The organism is Xenorhabdus vietnamensis, assembly GCF_002127535.1.
Lineage (GTDB): Bacteria > Pseudomonadota > Gammaproteobacteria > Enterobacterales > Enterobacteriaceae > Xenorhabdus > Xenorhabdus vietnamensis.
Genome location: NZ_MUBJ01000017.1, coordinates 39,834 through 58,530, shown reverse-complemented (window position 1 = coordinate 58,530; position 18,697 = coordinate 39,834). Strand labels below are relative to the sequence as shown.

The following is an 18,697-nucleotide window of genomic DNA, read 5'->3' as shown; positions in this document are numbered from 1 at the left end:
GTGTGACTTCCTACTTTATTTTTCGTTTCACCTAAATTTTTCGTTTCACCCAATATTCAGCGCGTTTTGCAAAATTGAGTAAAACAACGCTTCCCAGGTTTCCACGCCTTTTATTTCCACACCTTTTGCTTTCACATTATTTGCCACCTTGAATGAGAGCGCTTCGAGATGTATATCGAAACCCGCTGTGTGTTCGGCAATTTCACATGTCAGATTCCAATGCAATTGCCCGCCTGAAACATTAGGCGTCTCCAACTGACGGCAAGGAATGCCGGAAATACAGCCGTCAAATCCCTCTTTTTGGAAGTAACCAAAAAAGGTAGTAGGCAATAGCGCTTGTCTGGACAGCGTTGGAGACAACATCGACAGCTCTTCAGCATCAAACAGATAGTGTCGGTAGGCTTCACGCACCACCGTGCTTACAGTGGTAAAGTCATCAAGATTATTTTGTACAGGATCATGTACCTCACTCTGCAATTTCACCCGAACGGGAAGCACCATCATCAAAGGAGCAATTACTGTCTGTTGCTCCAGTCGGTCACGCCCATGAAATATCGTAGAGATAAACTGTTCTGTAAGTAGATCCGGAGGATTAAGTGAGTTGCCGGAATATTCCAGATAGGCTTTAAACCGTAAGAATACCGTCATAAAGAATTCAGGCAGGCTGATCTTCAAGCGAGAAGTCAGAGCTGCAATCTGCTCTTTTTGTTCGGTATTCACCGCCAGCAAGCAAGAGCCGGTGACAGTTTGCTCACCGCCGGTATAAGCAGGAGGCTGCCAATCCTGTAATTTTGCTCGCCAAAAATCGGCATGCTGTTGCCTCAGGGCTACAAACTCACCACTGTAGAACAGCGCGGAATAGGCCGCCAAACTGACGCCCGAATAATGTGTGTTATTTTCAGCCGCCAATTCATTGAGTATTTGCATCAAGCCTGAACCATCGATGCAGGCATGGGAAAAATCCAGCAACAATATGGGATTTGGTTCAGCAACCAACCATCGACCACGAACGTTCATACCATCCTCCAGCGAAAAAGGACGGATAAAGTCACGTAAATCTTCTTCCAGAGAACCGAGGCTTTGACGCTTTTCCAATCGAAACGCAAAACGCTTGGCTGGCTGTAGGTAAAGCTCGTCATCAACCAGCATAAATTGCACACTTAATCCTACATGACGGGAGAACACCAATTGCAACAGGTTACGCAGCAGCTTAAGGTCAGGTTCAGCTTCGAACGATAGGGCAATAAAACTATTGTTGCTCAAATCTCGGGGATTCAGTTTGAGGGCTTTATAAACTGCCTTCTGTGTCGGCAATGCCCGAATCAGTCCCATCGGTGCCGATTCAGTTGGCTGTGTTGTTGACAGTATTACTGGCGGTATAGACGATAGATTTTCTCCTGCGGTTTCAACGCGGCTCAGCTCAGCATCAATAAGCGCAGCTTGTGAAGCCAGATCCAGATGACTGACTATCGAACTCAGAAGCAGCGAAACCCCGAATTCTTGCTGTATCCGCATCATGAGCGTGACAGCCAATAAGGAATGTCCGCCCGCTTCGAAAAAGTGAGATTGGCGACCCAGAGAAGCTATACCTAAAGAAGCTATGCCTAGAGAACCTGTACCCAAAGAACCTATGTTTAATAACTCAGACCATAGCTGAGCCAATTTCATTTCCGTTCCGGTACGGGGAGGCTCAATAGTTTCTGTCTGCATCACAGATGCATCAGAGGGAGATGGCAATGCCTTGCGATCTAACTTACCGTTTGCAGTCAACGGAAATGCCTCTAACCAGAGGATATGTGACGGCATCATAAACGCCGGCAGACAAGCCTGTAGATGTACTTTCAAAGCCTGATTCAACACGGCTGGATGATTGTCTGTTAATAAAGAATCGGCACTGGTGACATAAGCTATCAGACGGGCATCGCCGGGCGTATCTTCCCTAACCAGCACAACACATTCTTTTACGCTGTCATGTGACAGCAGCGCTGTTTCAATTTCCCCTAATTCAATGCGCAGACCTCGTAACTTGACCTGAAAATCATTTCGTCCCAAATATTCAATATCGCCATTAGGCAAATAGCGGGCTAAATCGCCGGTACGATACATTCTTTGACTTGAATTTTTATGACTTGAATTTCTATAACTTGAATATTTATGCCCTGAATCTGGACTAAAGGGATCTTTGATAAATTTTTCTGCGGTCAATTCAGGTTGATTCAGATACCCACGTGCCACACCGATGCCAGAAATATACAGCTCCCCGACGACACCAGCGGAAGTTGGATGACCATAAGCATCAAGAATATAGAGCTGAATATTGTCAATTGGCTTGCCGATGGGGATAACGCTTTTTTCGGTCAAATCCCCTGCTTTCCTCGGGCTGCAATCCCATGCAGTCACGTCAATGGCGGCTTCGGTTGGTCCATACAGGTTATGTAATTCAGCGTCAGCAAATCGTTCATGAAACCGCAATACACTGCGTGCCGGCAATGCTTCACCACTACAAAATACCCGCCTGATGCAAACCCCCACTTCTGAAGATGCATGTTCCAAAAAAATCGACAACATTGATGGAACAAAGTGAAGGGTTGTTATTTTACGCTGACAAATCAGGGTACTTAAATAGAGGGGATCTTTATGTCCCTCTGGTTTCGCCACCACCAGACGCGCGCCATACATCAACGGCCAAAAAAACTCCCAAACAGAAACATCAAAACTGAAAGGCGTTTTTTGCAGAACCGCATCGTCTGCATTTAATTGATAAGCCTTCTGCATCCACACCAAGCGATTGACTACGCCACGGTGTTCATTCATAACGCCTTTCGGCCGTCCGGTAGATCCAGAAGTATAAATGACATATGCCAGATGAGATGGCGTCAGGCCAATATCCGCCGAGGATAAATCATCACCGCTTTGGGTTGACCACTTAGCCTCATCTTCATTCAAGTCTATGATTCTGGCATCCGTATTTGCTGCATAGTCAGTCAGCAACGCGCATATTTCCGCCGAAATATCACCATGAGACAACAATGCACAGGGAGCGGCATCATGTAACATATAATCGAGTCTTTCTCTGGGATAACCGGGATCGAGCGGAACATACGCTGCCCCTGCTTTCAATATCGCCAGCAATGCCACGACCATTTCAATACTGCGCTCCACGCAAACAGCCACCAGTGCATCCGGGCCAACGTTAAGCTCAGTCCGCAGATAACGAGCCAGTTGGTTGGCTTTTTGGTTCAGTTGCGCATAACTCAATGTCTGATCGGCAAATTCCACAGCGATAGCATCTGGCGTTCGCTGAACCTGCGCTTCAATCAAAGTATGGAGACAAGAGTGGTGCGGAAAATCCGATTCAGTCTGATTCCATTCATGTATCAGTTGATCTTTTACCTGTGCAGGCAGGGTATTAATGCGGCCGATTTTCCGCTCAGGAGTCATTGCCAACGCTGAAACAATTTCCAGCAATGCTGTTTGCAGGTAATCACAGATCAGTTCAGGGTCAAGCGCCTGCTCAACCTGCGCATTAATAACAAAATCTTGGGTGTGGTCATCTTGAATACAATTATCTCGAACACACTCATCTCGAATACACTCGTCTTGGGTAAAAGCATCAACGTTGACAGAAATGGGATAATTCGTCCGTTCCATAATGCCGGAATAGCGAATACCTTCCACGGAGGACGGATTAAGTGCCTGAAATGGCTCTGCTGAAGGAATGTTGCGCACTTCGCTATGGCGATAATTCAACAATGAAGTAAACAGTGGGGTCGCTCCCGCTGCTTGTACTGATTTCTGCGCCTGAGCCAACGAGGCTTGTTCATACTTGACCAACTGCATCAAGGTATCCTGCGTGCCCCAAAGGCATTCAAGAACAGGCTGGTTATTTAGACGCATGCGGATTGGCAGTGTATTGATAAACTGCCCCATTGCATCGACGGAAGCCTCACCAGCGAACAATCGACCCAGTAAAACAGTCCCGAAAACAACATCATCTTGTCCGGTCAGGCAAGCGATCACCTTCGCCCATGCCAGATGAAAAATCGCAGCAACACTGACACCATGAGTTTTAGCCTGCTGGCGTATTTGGTTTCCCAACTGCGCCGGCAACGGTCGCCACGCTTCCACAATCACGTCCCCAACCGTCGCATCGCCCCCTGAATATTTATCAATGCCAAAAGGGGCTGGCGCGGGTTCATAATCCCGCAATAAATCGTCGAAGAAAGTTTTTTGTCCATCAACACGGGTTGCGTTGAAGAGATCGACCATTGTCTGCCTGAATGATAATGGAGAAACCTCAGCAAGCGGCAGTGACGTTAACTGTGCTTCTATCTCCTGCTGCATCTTTTCGATTGTCGTGTGATCCACCGTCATATGATGAAGCAAGTGCAACAATACCCATTCGCCCTGTTTAGCATCATAAAAATAAAGACAGCGCTGCAAAGGCGCTTTGGTCAAATCAAAATGTTGCATTGCGGGGTTACAATACTGTTTCAATGCGGCCTGTAGATCTTCGCAATCTGACGTTAAATTCAGCTTTTCCCCTACATCCTCCACCATCAATTCAGCTTGCCGCCAAACCACCTGCACAGGCTGGGAAAGGCCTTCATAATGGATACTGACGCGAAATGCATCATGACGGGCGATAGTGCAGCGCAAGGCATCAAGATAAGCTTGCAGTAATTCCGCATTACTAAAACGGGTTATTTGCCAGAGCACATAGGGATCACCCGCCACATTAGTGAGAGAATGGTAAACCATGCCTTGCTGCAAGGGTCCCAGAGGATAAATATCTTTGACATTGTCCATGCCACCGGGAATAGCAGCGGATAACACCTCAATTTCCGCTTGGCTCAACGGCACCCACGGAACGGTATTTTCTGTCTTGGATGTTGCCGTTGCAGACAAATTCCCATGCCGGGCATTCGCCTGCAATTGTTCCGCCAATTCCGACAGAACCGGATACTGGTACAAGGTATGGGCATCTACCATAAATCCACGGCGACGCAATTCCAGCATCATTTTCATCGTCAGCAACGAGTGACCACCCAGCTGCAAGAAATGTGAATTTCGCCCGATCTTTTTCATATCAAGCAACTCACACCACACTTCTACCAGCATTTGCTCCACTGCATTTTTCGGCGGCTCCACTTCCTGTTGGATCAATTCATCGGCAGCAATAAGAGGAAACGCTTTGCGATCTATTTTACCGCTGGCAGATAAAGGAAAGCGTTCAACGATGACAATAGCCGCAGGGCACATGTAATCTGGTAACGCATCTCTGATAAATTGCTGAATATTCTCTTTCACGCCATTTTGAGTCTGGCGCTGCAAAGCCCGTTCAGAAGCAATAACAAAACCGACCAAACGTCTTTCTTCCGCACGTTCTCCTTGCGCGACGACAACCGCATCCCGTACAGCGGAATGCGTCATCAATAACGCTTCAATTTCCCCCAATTCAACCCGATGCCCGCGTATTTTGATTTGAAAATCGATCCGCCCCAGCACTTCCAGCAAACCATCTGGTCTCCATTGCGCCAAATCACCTGTCCGGTATACGTGCATGGAGGTTTGTTCATCACCAATAATATCGACAAACTTAGCAGCAGTTTCCTCTGGGCGCTTGTGATAACCGCACGCCAGTTGGATACCTTCTACACACAACTCCCCCGGCGAATCATCAACAACAATGCGGTTCTCATCATCTAGTAAATGGATTTTGATATTGTCGATTGGTTGCCCGACAGCAGGCAGTGATGGCCAGTCATCCGCTTTTCCCTCTAGGGTATAGGCAGTCACGACATGCGTTTCCGATGGGCCATAATGGTTGTGCAGGCGGCAATGGGGCAAGGTTTTGAAAAATTGCCTGATAGCAGTGGTAATAACCAGTTGTTCACCTGCCGTCACGACATCAATCAGATTTTCAGGGTAATGATCTTCGGCCACGGCAACCGATGCCAGACTGTTTAGTGCAACATAAGGCAGAAATATCCGCTCAATTCGTTGTTCAGACAGAAATGACAACAATGCCAGTGGATCTAATCTTAACTGGTTAGGGATCAGTACCAACTCTCCCCCACTGGACAAAGTGGAAAATATTTCCTGAAATGAAACATCAAAACTCAATGGAGAAAACTGCAATGTTTTTCTGCTGGCATAATCACAGCCAATAACACCGCCGGATATTTCACCTTGCTTTCTGATCTGCCAAACCAGCAGATTTACCAATGCCTTGTGCGGCATACAAACGCCTTTGGGTTTGCCGGTCGAGCCTGAGGTATAAATAAGGTAAGCCAGGCTGTCAGAAGTGCAGGTCGCCGTTAAATTTTCATCAGTCTTATTTTCTTCTGCACAATCGTTTTTATAAAAATCACTGGTATCACGGCAGGTCAAATCGAGTTGTTCCAAATCGATACATTCAAGCGTACCGGGAAGCGAGTGAATAAGAGCACCGCAGGTAATGACGACTGACACATTGGAATCATGCAAAATATAGGACTGGCGTTCAGCGGGATAATTAAGATCCACGGGCACATAGGCGGCTCCCGCTTTTAAGACCCCAAGAACAGCAATAATCATCTCTATGCCGCGATCCAAATAAATACCTACCGCAGAAATTTCATCGCCTGCAATGTGGCTTACATGATGCTCTGATTGATGATCTAATGAATGGTGATCTAAATAATGGCGGCGGAGATAATGTGCCAACCTGTTCGCCCGACGATTTAGCTCGTCGTAAGATAGCGCCAGTTCGCCAAACCGAATGGCTATGGCATCCGGCGTTTTCGTTACTTGCTGCTCAAACAGCTCATGTACAACATATTTATGGCACTCAGATAACAACGACTTATTACACATAACTCGCTTCCTTTAACTCAATATTTGCCACTGGGTTTCACTGAGTAGAAAAAGAACAGATTGAAAAAGAACAAGTTGATAATATTGGCAAGGAAAATCAGCCCCACTGCCGCGACAGGCAGGCTTAAAGGCCCCCAAACCAGCAAATTTGACCAACTCCATCCCAATAGCAATGAAGGTGCAATTGCAAGTCCAGATATCAGCAGTGTGTTCAGAGCAATGAACGCAATGAAGAAGAATTTGCCGATATTCTTTTTTCCTCGTTTATAGATGGTTGCCAGTAGAAACAATGCGCCCCCCAACCAGAAAATGGCTGCGACTGCTGTAGAAATTCGATCATTTATATCGACGGAGAAGTGTTCCGGCAGGATTTGTGGAGAAGCACCGCGCAAATATTCGAATATTGCCTGACCCAATTCGATAACTTGGGGGCTATTGCTATTCCCCAGCAAGGCAATCCCGACGCCTTCCTGTGGATCGAAAGCGACATAAGCAGCGGCATTGGGATTTTGTCCCGGATGGCTCCAATACGTGGTTTGATCGGTGACAACATCCCAGCCATAAGCGTACCCTTCGTTGCCATCCCCTGCATAAGGATGTTTTGCCTGTTCCCGCGCTGCATACAGTGCAGAAAACGAGTGATTATTGTCTTTTTTTAATATCGATTCGTTCAATATCGATTCATTTAATAACACCTCATTCGACGGCAATCTGTGCAATAAAAATTGCAACCAAATTGCCATATCCTGTGGGGTGCTGAGTATATAACCGGCAGGCGTATTTTGCAGATAACGCGGCGCATCATAGGGCTGTGCGGTAGTGAAACTAATTTTATATCCCGGAATAGGTAACTCTTCGGTATTTTTCGCCGGAATACTCTCCTCCACCTTTGTGCTCATCATGCCTAAAGGGAGAAAAACCTTTTCCCTCAATAACACCGGAAAGGGTTTACCGGTCGCCCGTTCAGCAATTAAACCCAGCAAACTGTAATTCAATGTGGCGTACTCTTCCCGAGTACCAACGGAATAAGCCAAAGGAACATTTTTCAGCAATGCCGGCAATTGTGATAAAGCATCGGGCTTCATATTAGGCCGCAGAAGATCAATGGTACTTTCTGCAATACCACTGTTATGGAACAGCAAATCTTGAATCTGAACGGAGGGGTAACCCATTTGAGGATATTCCGCCAATTCCGGAAGCCAATTCGTAATTTCATCGTATAGGTTGAGCACCCCTTCCTGCTCAAGCAATGCAATTAATAAACCAGTAAAAGCTTTGGTTGTAGAAGCCAGTTCAAACAATCCCTTCTCTGCTTTGCCCAAGCGCAAAGAAATGACTTGGTCGTCAACAACAATGCTCAGTCCGGCAGTAGGGACCTGTTCAATATCCCAACGCCGGTGTAATTCATTGACTATTTTTTCCAGTTTCGCCTGTGTTTTCTGATTGGCCTGTTCCGAACTGGTTTGCTCTGTACTGATTTGCTCTGTACCGCTTTGTTTTATATTACCTTGAATCACAGCAACATCATCAACAGGGGCACCCACTATTGCAGGTGTTCCTATCATCAACGCAAATCCAATGGCGACAAAAAAAAACCCTTTACGGACACGTCCAACGTTAATCATTGGCTTCGCTCTCCTGTCCTGATGCTGTACCGCGCAATTTACGGCGGGCTTGCAACGAACGTCGCTTATCCCCCAATCCTGATTGCGGCGTTTGTGATTCCTCTGCAGTGGATTGCAATGGGGCCAATTCTTTGCTCAACTCCCGTAAAGACGCCGCCTTAAACAGCAAGGCCACTGGAATATCCCGTTCCAAACGTTGTTCCAATCTCTTGGCAAATTGAATCAGATCCAGAGAAGTTGCCCCTAAAGTGAAGAAACTGGCATCCACATCCAAGCCTTCAATTCCCAAAAAACCTTCCAGCATGGAACGCATAGCCTGAAGCAAATCCTCCGCATTTGCGCCTTTCAAGGATGAATTGACTATATCGCTGGCAGTATTAGACATATTCAGCGCTGAGCCGGTACTGAACAACATCTGTTGGGTATGCAGTTGTTTTTCCAGAACGGAACCAATGGGAAGTTTGGATACAGCAACATAGGGCAACGGGATTTGATGAACCAATGCTGCCATTGCCATCGCTATTTGAGTGCCTTCTGCATTGGACAGACCTTCTGCCTGCAATTTTTCAACAAAACTGAGAGCCTTACTGCGTTCCTCCATGGCAATGACAATCTTGCCGATGTGTTTTCCCTGAGCCATATACTGAAACGCCTCAGAAATTTCTTTAGCGGGGTAAACTTTAGTCGGTAAAGGCTTAAGGATTTCCTGTGCAAACAGTGCTGTTATTTCAGACCAAGCCTCTTGGTAGGCCGGATGTTCTGCCCCTGCCTGCACGGCATGGAAGCTGCCGCCTTCGGCAAAAATCGCGAGTCCCAGTTGCCAGTTTTGCAAAATATCCCGCAAACCCAACTCCAGAAATCGGCCTTGTGGTGCCAACAGGGATATACTTTCTTCCAGCAACTCACCCGCCAATGCGTTGAGGATGACATCGAAAGGCCGATCTCCCAGCTCATGACGAAAAACATCTCCGAACTCCCGCGTTCTGGAATTTGCCGCACCCTGAGCACCCATATTTATCAGCAATTGACGTTTCTCTTCACTGCCTGCCGTAACCCAGACTTGCGCTCCCAGGTACAGTGCAATCTGCATGGCCGCCATACCAACGCCGCCCGCAGCAGAATGAATCAGGATACGTTGTCCCTTTTTCAAATTGGCAGCATGTTTCAAGGCGATCCAAGCGGTCGTGAAAGCAACGGGGATACCTGCGGCTTGTTGGAAACCCAGAGTATGCGGAATGGACGCCACAACATGCTGTGGCATCACAACATGTTCAGCCAGACAACTGTGTCCGGCACACATCACCCGCTCCCCAACACGAATATCCGTGACCTCTTGCCCGATGCGGGTCACGATGCCAGCAGCTTCCTGACCAAAAGTCATGGTGGGATCAACAGGTGCCGGCAGCACACCAAGCGCAATTAATACATCCTTGAAGTTAATTCCTGCCGCCTTAACCTGAATTTCAACATCCAGAGGGCCTAGCTCTTTACGTGTTTCAAGCCGTGAAATAAAGGCAAAGTTCGCTCCGCCTGATTCATCGTTATGCAGGCGCATGACACGATGCAATTCTGCATCGCTCTGTTCAATTTCAGTTTCTCCGGCTCCTTGCATTGACTCTGCTTGGCTCGCCAATGCTGTGGCTGCATCAACCAATAACAGATCATCCATTGTTACCAGCAGATTGCCCGCTTCTGAGTAAATATTTACCTGCAATAATCTATTGGTGCCGATCTCCTGTATCTGAACATGGCTTTTCACCCGGTCGCACATAGGCGCGAATTGAGTAAAACCACCAATTGAAACAGGCGCAAATTGCACATCTTCATCCTCCGGAGAGGCAATCAATGTTGCTGTATCCAATAACGCAATGTGCAGGCCGGAGGTTTCTGCTTCCCCCAGATAAGCGACAGGCAGCTGCAACAGATTCAGCACTTCATCATGGGCAGTTTGATCGACAGAAACAACATTTTGCCAACGAGGGCCAAAAGTCAGAGCCGCCTTTGGACTGATACCAATGTTATCCGTGGTACGGAACAAGTTCTGAATGACTTGATCAGGGAGAGATTTGTCAGAAGGTATAACCTGATCGTTACGAGGAACAACTTTACCGCTCGCATGTTTAATCCATGAGTCATGGGAAAATTCGCCATTACCCGAAAAAATCTCAAAGGTATTCAATGTCTCCGCAAAAACCACTGCAATATCAAGATCAACCCCGTCAGCCACAATCAATGGCCTTTCAATGGTGATCCCCTGTAACGAAAAAGCCCCCTGCATTTCAATACACAACTCACTTACAGCACGATGGGTCAGAACAACCATACCCATGGCAGGCATCACAGTGGTTGATTCATCAATCCGATGTTCGTCGAGCCACCAATCATTTGTAGCGCTTACTCGCTGGCGCCATATAGAAATATTACGTGAAGAAATATTGGTTACTGAAACGCCAGATGTTTCAGTTTCAGATGGATATTTAATCTCTGTTAATGAATGTTTAATCTCTTTTGATGAATGCTTGATAGCTTGATCCAGTTGCTGTGCTGAACGTGTTGCCATACCGGATTCCGCCCAATCATCCCATGCAATTGCCAGCGCTTTGCCTCCTTTATTGCGAACTTGTTCCGCATAGGACTCTAAACAGGCGTTAGCGGCAACGTAAGCAATCTGACCGACTTTCTCCTTCGGCAATAAATTGCCCAGACTGGAAAACAATAGTAGTGCCGGATTTCCCAAACGGCTCAAATTATCGCAGAGGAAACGGGTTCCGGTGACTTTGGGAGCCAGCGTCGCAAGGGATTCAGCCTCAGAACGCATTTGCAACATAGCGCCTTCTCCCCGACCGGCAGTATGAAATATGTAATCTATCCCAACACCGTGCGCAGCCAATTGAAATACGGGTATAAAAGCCTTATCCAGAGCTTGGTAATCCCCTAAATCCGCATGTATAAACTCTACACGACTTCCTTTGGCTTCAAGGTTCACAGCCCATTGCAACAATGAAGCATGGGTAGTGTTATTCTCAATCTCCGCCTGCCAATTCCGTTTTTTCGGTAAAGTCTGGCGCACCAGCAATAAAAGGTTACAGTGATAAACACGCGCCAAATATTCAGCAATCGCGGCACCCATACCACCATTGGCTCCCGTGATTAACACCCAACTGTTGCGGCTGATGTTCGGCAATGTGTGGGATAAAGCCCGCTTTTGTACGCGTGAAGTTATCCGGCGATGCCAAAAGCTGTCTTTTCCTGAACTATTTTCTCCAGAACCAGCCTGACGGAAACAATAGAATTGACCACCTTGCCAGTCTTGTTCTCTCCACGGTTGCAATCCACGGGCAACAGTTTCCGTATCTGAATGTTTAAAATCGATGCAAAGCGTAGCAATATGGGGATACTCTTCCGGCAGTATCAACAATGACCCATGCAGTTGGTTCTTTTCAGCATTCAGCGACTCCGAACGATCCCATGCCACCATTTGTCTGGCAGGGAAAAACAGCCTCATTTTCGGTGCAGGGTTTTGTGTTGCGCTCCATCTCGCCAGAGCCGTAGGCAGCCAGAATGCCCAGAACTGAGCCTGCTGTGCGTTCAAATCATCCAACAGCCCTGTGATAATCACATCTATTTCTGCCGGCGCTTTTATCTCTTGTCGTTTTAATCGATCTTGTTCTGACCGATCTTGTTTTAACCAACCTTGTTCTAGCCAACTTTGTGTCAGCCAGTCAGATAACATTGTGTAGATATTTGAAAAATCAGTGTTGGATAAATTAGCAATTTCACTCAATTTCAATTCATCGCTATTTATCGCCAGCGCCTCAACCAGACTCTGTTCTCTGGCTGTAACCTGCGGACAAATTATCCATGTTGTTGGCATTACTTCCCGTTTACGATCACTTCCCAACACAGCTATGTTGGCTTTTTCCCAATCGAACCCATAGTAATGTGAACCGAAAAACAGCGATGAGAGCGTTGATGTCGTGCTTGCTTTTGAAGCTGAATTCAATGATGAAGAAGATTCTTGCGGCAAACAGATATCTCGCTCAAACGCATGACCCGGTAGATGAATTTTCTTGTCAGTAACAATTTTATTAGTAGTAGTAATTTTATTATTAGTAAAGTACGGCTGTGTGTGAGTCTTTGCCCATTCAATATTGCCACCATGTGTCCAGCTCTTGGCAATAAACTGTAATATCGATTTCACTTCGTGATCTGCACCCTGCGTCCCTAACGTCGGGCTTATCCGTTCTACATTCAATTGCAGCCATTTGCGCGCGTGCTGCAACAAATCCATGCCAGTGCCAATTTGCGCAAAAAGTGACTTCGGATGGTTCTGTTCTATTTGTTTCAGTGCGGAGCCAAACTGCACAGGGGACAACATTTGTTTGACCCAATATTGCGAATCACACATCTCATCAGCCGGGATTTTCCGTCCCGATGCCGTTGAATAAATCGCGTATTGTGCGGGTTTGAGATGATAATTTTTCAGCAACTCGCCAAACGCTTTTGCGGCTGGCTCAACCATTGGTGTGTGAAAAGCGTGGGACACTGCCACTCGTTTAAACGTGAAACCCTGCTGCGTTAACCAATTTTCTGCTTCTTCGACGAGTCCCTCCTCGGTTGCCAATGTCCAGGTTCTTGGACTGAGTTCCGATATGCACCACAATGTAGATGGAAATATGGGGGTAAAATGACCATCAGATTCTTTTTTGCCGGCTCTCTGGCTAACCGCAAAAACAGCCCCTTTTGGCATAGAATCCATCAACCTTGCGCGGGCAATCACCAATTCCATACCTTCATCAAGACTAAATACTCCCGCAATTGCCGCCGCAGCAAACTCCCCTAAACTAAAACCACACAAGGCTGTGGGGCGGCAGCCAACCTGCTGTAACCAAGCGCCCAATGCCGCTTGGGAAGCATATAAAATTGGCTGGAGGTGATAAGTTGATAGTGTTTCAGGTTGCTTGATCCATCCGATGATCGTTTTTCTGTCAATGGCGATACCGCCCTCTTCGGACAACAACTTGGCAGCTTTATCCAACAATCCCAGATAAATATCCCCGAATTCTGGATAAGCCGCCGCAAGACGCAATCCCATTTCTGGCGATTGTGAACCCTGCCCCGGAAATAACCAGACTTGCTCTTCCAACGCTGCATAAGCACCGTCCATCAATGACCAATGATCAAGCTGTTGTTTCCAATCGTCGCTATTTGAAGTGACAAAAGCGGCTCTGCTTGGATATGTAGTGCGATTTTCCTGCAATTGATGGGAAATGGCGGCCAAATCAGACGATTTTATTTGAACAACACTGAGATGATTCGAATACGCTGCCGTTAGTTGCGCCAGAGCCATAGGAGACTTAGCTGAAAGAGGCAATATTTGTATCGGTAAGCCGTTTTCTGAATCTTTGTTTTCTGAATACCCGTTTTCTGAACCACGGTTTTCAGCCATATCTGCCTCTTCACCGGCCGTTTCCGGCGGCTGTTCAAGCAATACATGGACATTCGTTCCGCCAATGCCGAATGAGCTAACACCAGCGCGCCGAATCTTCTGTTGTTCCGGCCAGTCAGTGGCTTGCGTCGGCACCCAGAAAGGAGTTCGATCCAGTTCCAGATGCGGGTTTGGTTGATTGAAATGCAGGGAAGGTGGAATCGTACCAAAGCGGACACTTAAAGCAGCCTTGATAAGCCCGGCAATACCCGCTGCGGAATCCAAGTGCCCCATATTGGATTTGACACTTCCTACCGCACAACGGAATTGGTTCAATTCATCCGGGGGCAACAGCTCTTGGGCAACTCGGTTTAATGCCTGAATTTCGATGGGATCGCCCAATACCGTCGCAGTGCCATGCGCTTCAATCATGCCCAGACTCGAAAATGGGATATCTGCCAACTGATAAACCCGCGAGATCACCTCAGCTTGCCCCTGAACACTGGGGGCTTCAAAACTTACTTTCCTATCACCGTCATTGTTCATGCCGGATTCAACAATCACAGCATGAATAGGGTCACCATCCGCTATCGCATCTTCCAGCAGCTTTAACAGTACCACCGCGACACCGTTGCCGTTCACAGTTCCCTGCCCATCTGCGGCAAAGGTTTTGCAATGCCCATCAGGAGACAGGATCATGCCGTCCTGATGCAGATATCCCCCCGCTACAGGATCAGTAATGCAGGCTCCACCCGCCAGTGCCAGAGAGCACTCTCCCGCCAGCAATGCCTTGCAAGCCAAATGCACAGCAGATAATGAAGTCGAACAGGCGGTCTGCACATGCACTGCCGGCCCGTTCAATTTCATGCGATAGGCGATTTGTGCTGCGAACGAAGCCGGATCGTTATAATTACCGACATCGAACATTTCCGAAATGTCCTGACTGGCTGCCGTGAATTGTCCTAATCGAGCTAAGTTCAATGTAGAACCGATAAACACTCCTGCATTTAACGTTGAAGCGCCGGGAGAAATCCCCGCATCAAGAAAGGCGTTAAAACTGACTTCATGCAGTACCCTAAGTTGCGGGTCCATTTTTCGCGCTTCCCGTTGCGAATAACCGAAAAAGCCATAATCAAAGCATTCGACGTCTTCAAGGGCGGCTTTGGCGGGTACATAATTAGGTTGATCAATTATTTCAGGAGGAACTCCCGTAGCCAGAAGCTCTTCCCGGGAGAAAAACGACACCAATTCCCGTCCTGCCAGCAGGTTCTGCCAAAAACTTTGCCAATCCGGGCTGTGGGGAAATCGGCAGGAAATGCCAATAATCGCGACTTCGTTACCGCTATATTCACGCTTCATAATGCTGAACTTCCTTTTGCTTTACGCCGCCGATCCGCCAGTCGGTTTTTACCGGATCGGGCCGACGACAAAGTGGATTCTTGGGATAACTGCTTGCCGGAATCAATGCGAGTCGCCCCGGTATTTTCTGCATATTCGGACGATAAATGACGCTGTTTTATCCAGCCTGCAAACGAGGCGATAGTCGGGTGCTCAAATAAGACGGCAACACCAATGTCCTGATTGAACGCTTGCTGCATCCGGGATTGCAGCGTGATGATCTTGAGCGAGTCCCCGCCTGCATCAAAGAAATTCACATCAGTAGCGACAATCTTGTTTTCCAGAATTTCATTCCAGATCGCCTGAACTTGGGCTTCTACCGGATCGGTCAACGGGGCATGATGTTCTGTGGCTTGTTTTTGTTGCCACTCAACCGCAATGGTTTGAAGTCGTTTACGATCAACTTTGCCAGTAATTGTGCGTTCAAAACCGTCCACGGTCACAATGAGCGCCGGATTCCATGATTCTGGAAAGTGCCGGCGGATATGTTCTCTTACGCGGGTTTCCAGCACTGCCGGTGATTCTGCGCTATCAACAAAAAGATGCCATTGACGTGTGCCTGCCTGCACCGCAGGTAACAAATAGCAGGCTTTTACCTGCTCCAGCATTTCGACAGCCAGTTCTAATTCTCGTGGTTCAATGCGGATGCCATTGACTTTCACTTGATCATCAATGCGTCCGAGATAACGAAAACCGGATTCATGAGAAAAGATGACCGCATCACCAGTGCGATAGAAACTTGCATGAGAGAAATATTTGGTCAGATTCTGAGATTCAATAATGCCTTTGGCATGAACAAAATACTTGGCGGATTCAACCGGATTAGTGGTGTAACCATGAGCGACGGCACGTCCTCCCACCCACAGTTCACCGCGAATACCTGCGGGCAGTGGTTTGCCGAATACATCAGCACAATAGGCAATCACATTTTGAATTGGCAAGCCAATGGAAACATTCGTAGTCAAAGATTGTCTGGCTGTCAGGCAATCTACGGTTGCCTCACTGGGGCCATAATGGTTACTGACAGAATAGCCTTGCTGCAACAAATCATCCTTAAGATGTTTCGGCAGCTCTTCTCCACCGAATATCCATAATCGCATGGCAGGAAAGAAAGGTGCGCCCTGAATAAGCTGTGCGATGGCTCCAGGAATAAAGTTGATTAACGTAATGGACTCATTTTGCAATAGCTCAATAAATGCCTGCCTTTCCAGCAATACATTGGGTGCCGGATAGACCAGAGTGGCACCAACCACAAAACTGGCAAACAGATCTTCCACACTGGGATCAAAATTCAGGTCAGTCAACCCAAGCACCCGATCTGCGGGTGTCAGGCTCGTTTCTTTCACAAACCAATCCAGCAAATTTGCCACTGATTCATTACGGATCGAGATCCCTTTGGGAGTACCTGTGGTGCCTGAGGTGAAAATGAAGTAAAACTCATTTTCAGGTTGTCGATTAGGATACAGCACGGGTACTGTTGCGGTGCCTGGCGATCCGATATTTAACGATTCAATATCCAATAATAAATAGCGTTCGCTATCACTGCCCAATTTCCCGCTCAGTGCCGCATTACATAAATCTGTATTACATAATTCTTTATTACATAAAACAATGCTGCAATCGGCCAAAGTCAGCAGGTTTTTTTTGCGCTGCAATGGATCTTTTGGATTGAGATAAAAATAACTCCCGCCACTGAATAAAATTGCCAATATTGCCTGAGTGGACAACAGCCCTTTTTCGAGATGAACAGCCACCCGATCACCCGGAATAAAACCGGCTTGCCGTAAATGCTCCTGTAAAACACCTACGCCCCGCAGCAATTCGCCATTGTTAATGTTGTGACGATTGTCGATCAGACTGACTTCTTGCGGAAGTTCATTAAGGCGATGATAAATACGGGATAAAAATTCGTTGATATCAGAATGCTGTTCTTTTAGCTCTCCCACCACCAAAGAAGTTTCTTGAGCGGCATTCACTTCTTTTATTGCTTCTGGTTCGCCTGAATTGAGAGTGAATACCCGATCTTCAATCGGGCTATTCGCGGCATGTTCGAGCAGGTCAGTTGCCAGTGATTCAAATGCGTTAAATGCCATTGTGACTGCAACAGGATTTCCCTTGTAAGTTTCCCCTGTACTTAACTCAACATGCCACTGCTCCACGCCAGAAACGGTTAATGTCAAACCAAAATGCGTGGTTTCTTCGCTGTGTAGATCCGTTAAAAATGCACCGTGACAGCGATCCTGCAACGTGGCATCAATGGGATAATTATCGAAAACGACAATCGAGTCATAAAGGTCATCACGGACTCCCGTTTCTTCCCTAATGATTAGGGGCGGTGTTTTTTCATGTTGCTGAACCTGTTGCAAGGTCTGGAAAATAGCACGCAGTGCAGTTTCCAGACTCCATTTGCCATCAAGTACTAAGCACAGTGGCACTGTATTGGTAAATAATCCCAGCGGTTGGCGGTCGCCATCTTGTGTTAATGCCGCGCCTCGGCCTGAAAATGTGCAGCCAAACGCGACGGTTTTTTGGAAGGTTAATTTGGATAATGTCAACGCCCAGCATAAGTAAATGAAACTTGCCGGAGTTACTCCAACACGACGGCATAGTGTCTCTATTGCTGCCCTGCGCTCCTCGTCCCACAATCGGTTTGCTGCTATTTTATTGCCAATATTCGGCTTGTCGGCAGGATATCCAGCAGGACGGAATAGTGGTTCAGCCAATAGTTTTGTTGTCGCTGAATCTTCTCCGTCGGGCAACTGTTGCAATGTTTGTTGCCAATATTTACGGCTGGCTTCCTGTTCTTCTTTATTTAATCCCCGCCAAAGTTGCTGCGCGTACAAACGTGCTGCCAAAGGCACAATTTTTTGCTTGCGCAATCCCTGCAACCATAAAGAAATCAGTAGCGAGCTACTCCAACCATCCATCAAAATATGGTGAAAAGAGAACGCAATATTTAACGTTCCTGCGTGAATGTCATGAAAAACCACGATACGGAATACTTCTGTATTCAGGGCAAATGGTGTTGCTTTTGATTTAGCCAGCCAGTCAAGCGATTGCTGTTTAACGGAGGGCTTAATGCAGATATATTCCAGCGGAATGCGCGGCAACGTGTATACAATTTGATGAGGAACCCCAAGTCCTTGCCAGACAAAGACGGATCGCAAGGCGGGTTGTGCTTCCTGTATCTGATGCCATACATGGAAAATATCTTCTTTTTCAACATCGGCTTGCAGACTGAATATCACTCCGATATGGTAAGCGCTGTTTCCATCTTTTAAAGCATGAAACAACAAACCATTCGCTTGTGGTGTCGCCTGTAGCAGCTCTTCAACAGGGTTATGAATAAAGTTCGGTTCAATAAAATTGTGCTTGAAGTCCGCCATAA

4 protein-coding genes are annotated in these 18,697 nt (G+C 47.1%); all 4 read right to left on the bottom strand.

Annotated elements, in window-relative coordinates:
- Nucleotides 1-45: 45 nt before the first annotated feature.
- The 4 genes from Xvie_RS14475 to Xvie_RS14460 are packed head-to-tail and all read right to left on the bottom strand — an operon-like array spanning nucleotide 46 to nucleotide 18,695.
- Nucleotides 46-6,858 (bottom strand): non-ribosomal peptide synthetase, encoded by a 6,813-nt coding sequence (locus Xvie_RS14475; protein ID WP_086110008.1) that lies wholly within the window; start codon nucleotides 6,856-6,858, stop codon nucleotides 46-48.
- Between the two features lie 17 nt (nucleotides 6,859-6,875).
- The gene (locus tag Xvie_RS14470; RefSeq protein ID WP_244175662.1) at nucleotides 6,876-8,483 is read right to left on the bottom strand and encodes a serine hydrolase domain-containing protein; all 1,608 of its coding nucleotides are present in this window, start codon (nucleotides 8,481-8,483) and stop codon (nucleotides 6,876-6,878) included.
- Nucleotides 8,476-15,270: a type I polyketide synthase gene (locus Xvie_RS14465; RefSeq protein ID WP_086110007.1), complete on the bottom strand. Its 6,795-nt coding sequence runs from the start codon at nucleotides 15,268-15,270 to the stop codon at nucleotides 8,476-8,478. The genes Xvie_RS14470 and Xvie_RS14465 overlap by 8 nt, the downstream gene beginning before the upstream one ends.
- Nucleotides 15,267-18,695 (bottom strand): AMP-binding protein, encoded by a 3,429-nt coding sequence (locus tag Xvie_RS14460; protein WP_086110006.1) that lies wholly within the window; start codon nucleotides 18,693-18,695, stop codon nucleotides 15,267-15,269. The genes Xvie_RS14465 and Xvie_RS14460 overlap by 4 nt, the downstream gene beginning before the upstream one ends.
- Between the last annotated feature and the right edge of the window lie 2 nt (nucleotides 18,696-18,697).

What these genes read in the sequence shown, in the direction of transcription:
- Xvie_RS14475 (WP_086110008.1), bottom strand. Translation starts at nt 6,858, where the DNA reads ATGTGTAATAAGTCGTTGTTATCTGAGTGCCATAAATATGTTGTACAT.
- Xvie_RS14470 (WP_244175662.1), bottom strand. Translation starts at nt 8,483, where the DNA reads ATGATTAACGTTGGACGTGTCCGTAAAGGGTTTTTTTTTGTCGCCATT.
- Xvie_RS14465 (WP_086110007.1), bottom strand. Translation starts at nt 15,270, where the DNA reads ATGAAGCGTGAATATAGCGGTAACGAAGTCGCGATTATTGGCATTTCC.
- Xvie_RS14460 (WP_086110006.1), bottom strand. Translation starts at nt 18,695, where the DNA reads ATGGCGGACTTCAAGCACAATTTTATTGAACCGAACTTTATTCATAAC.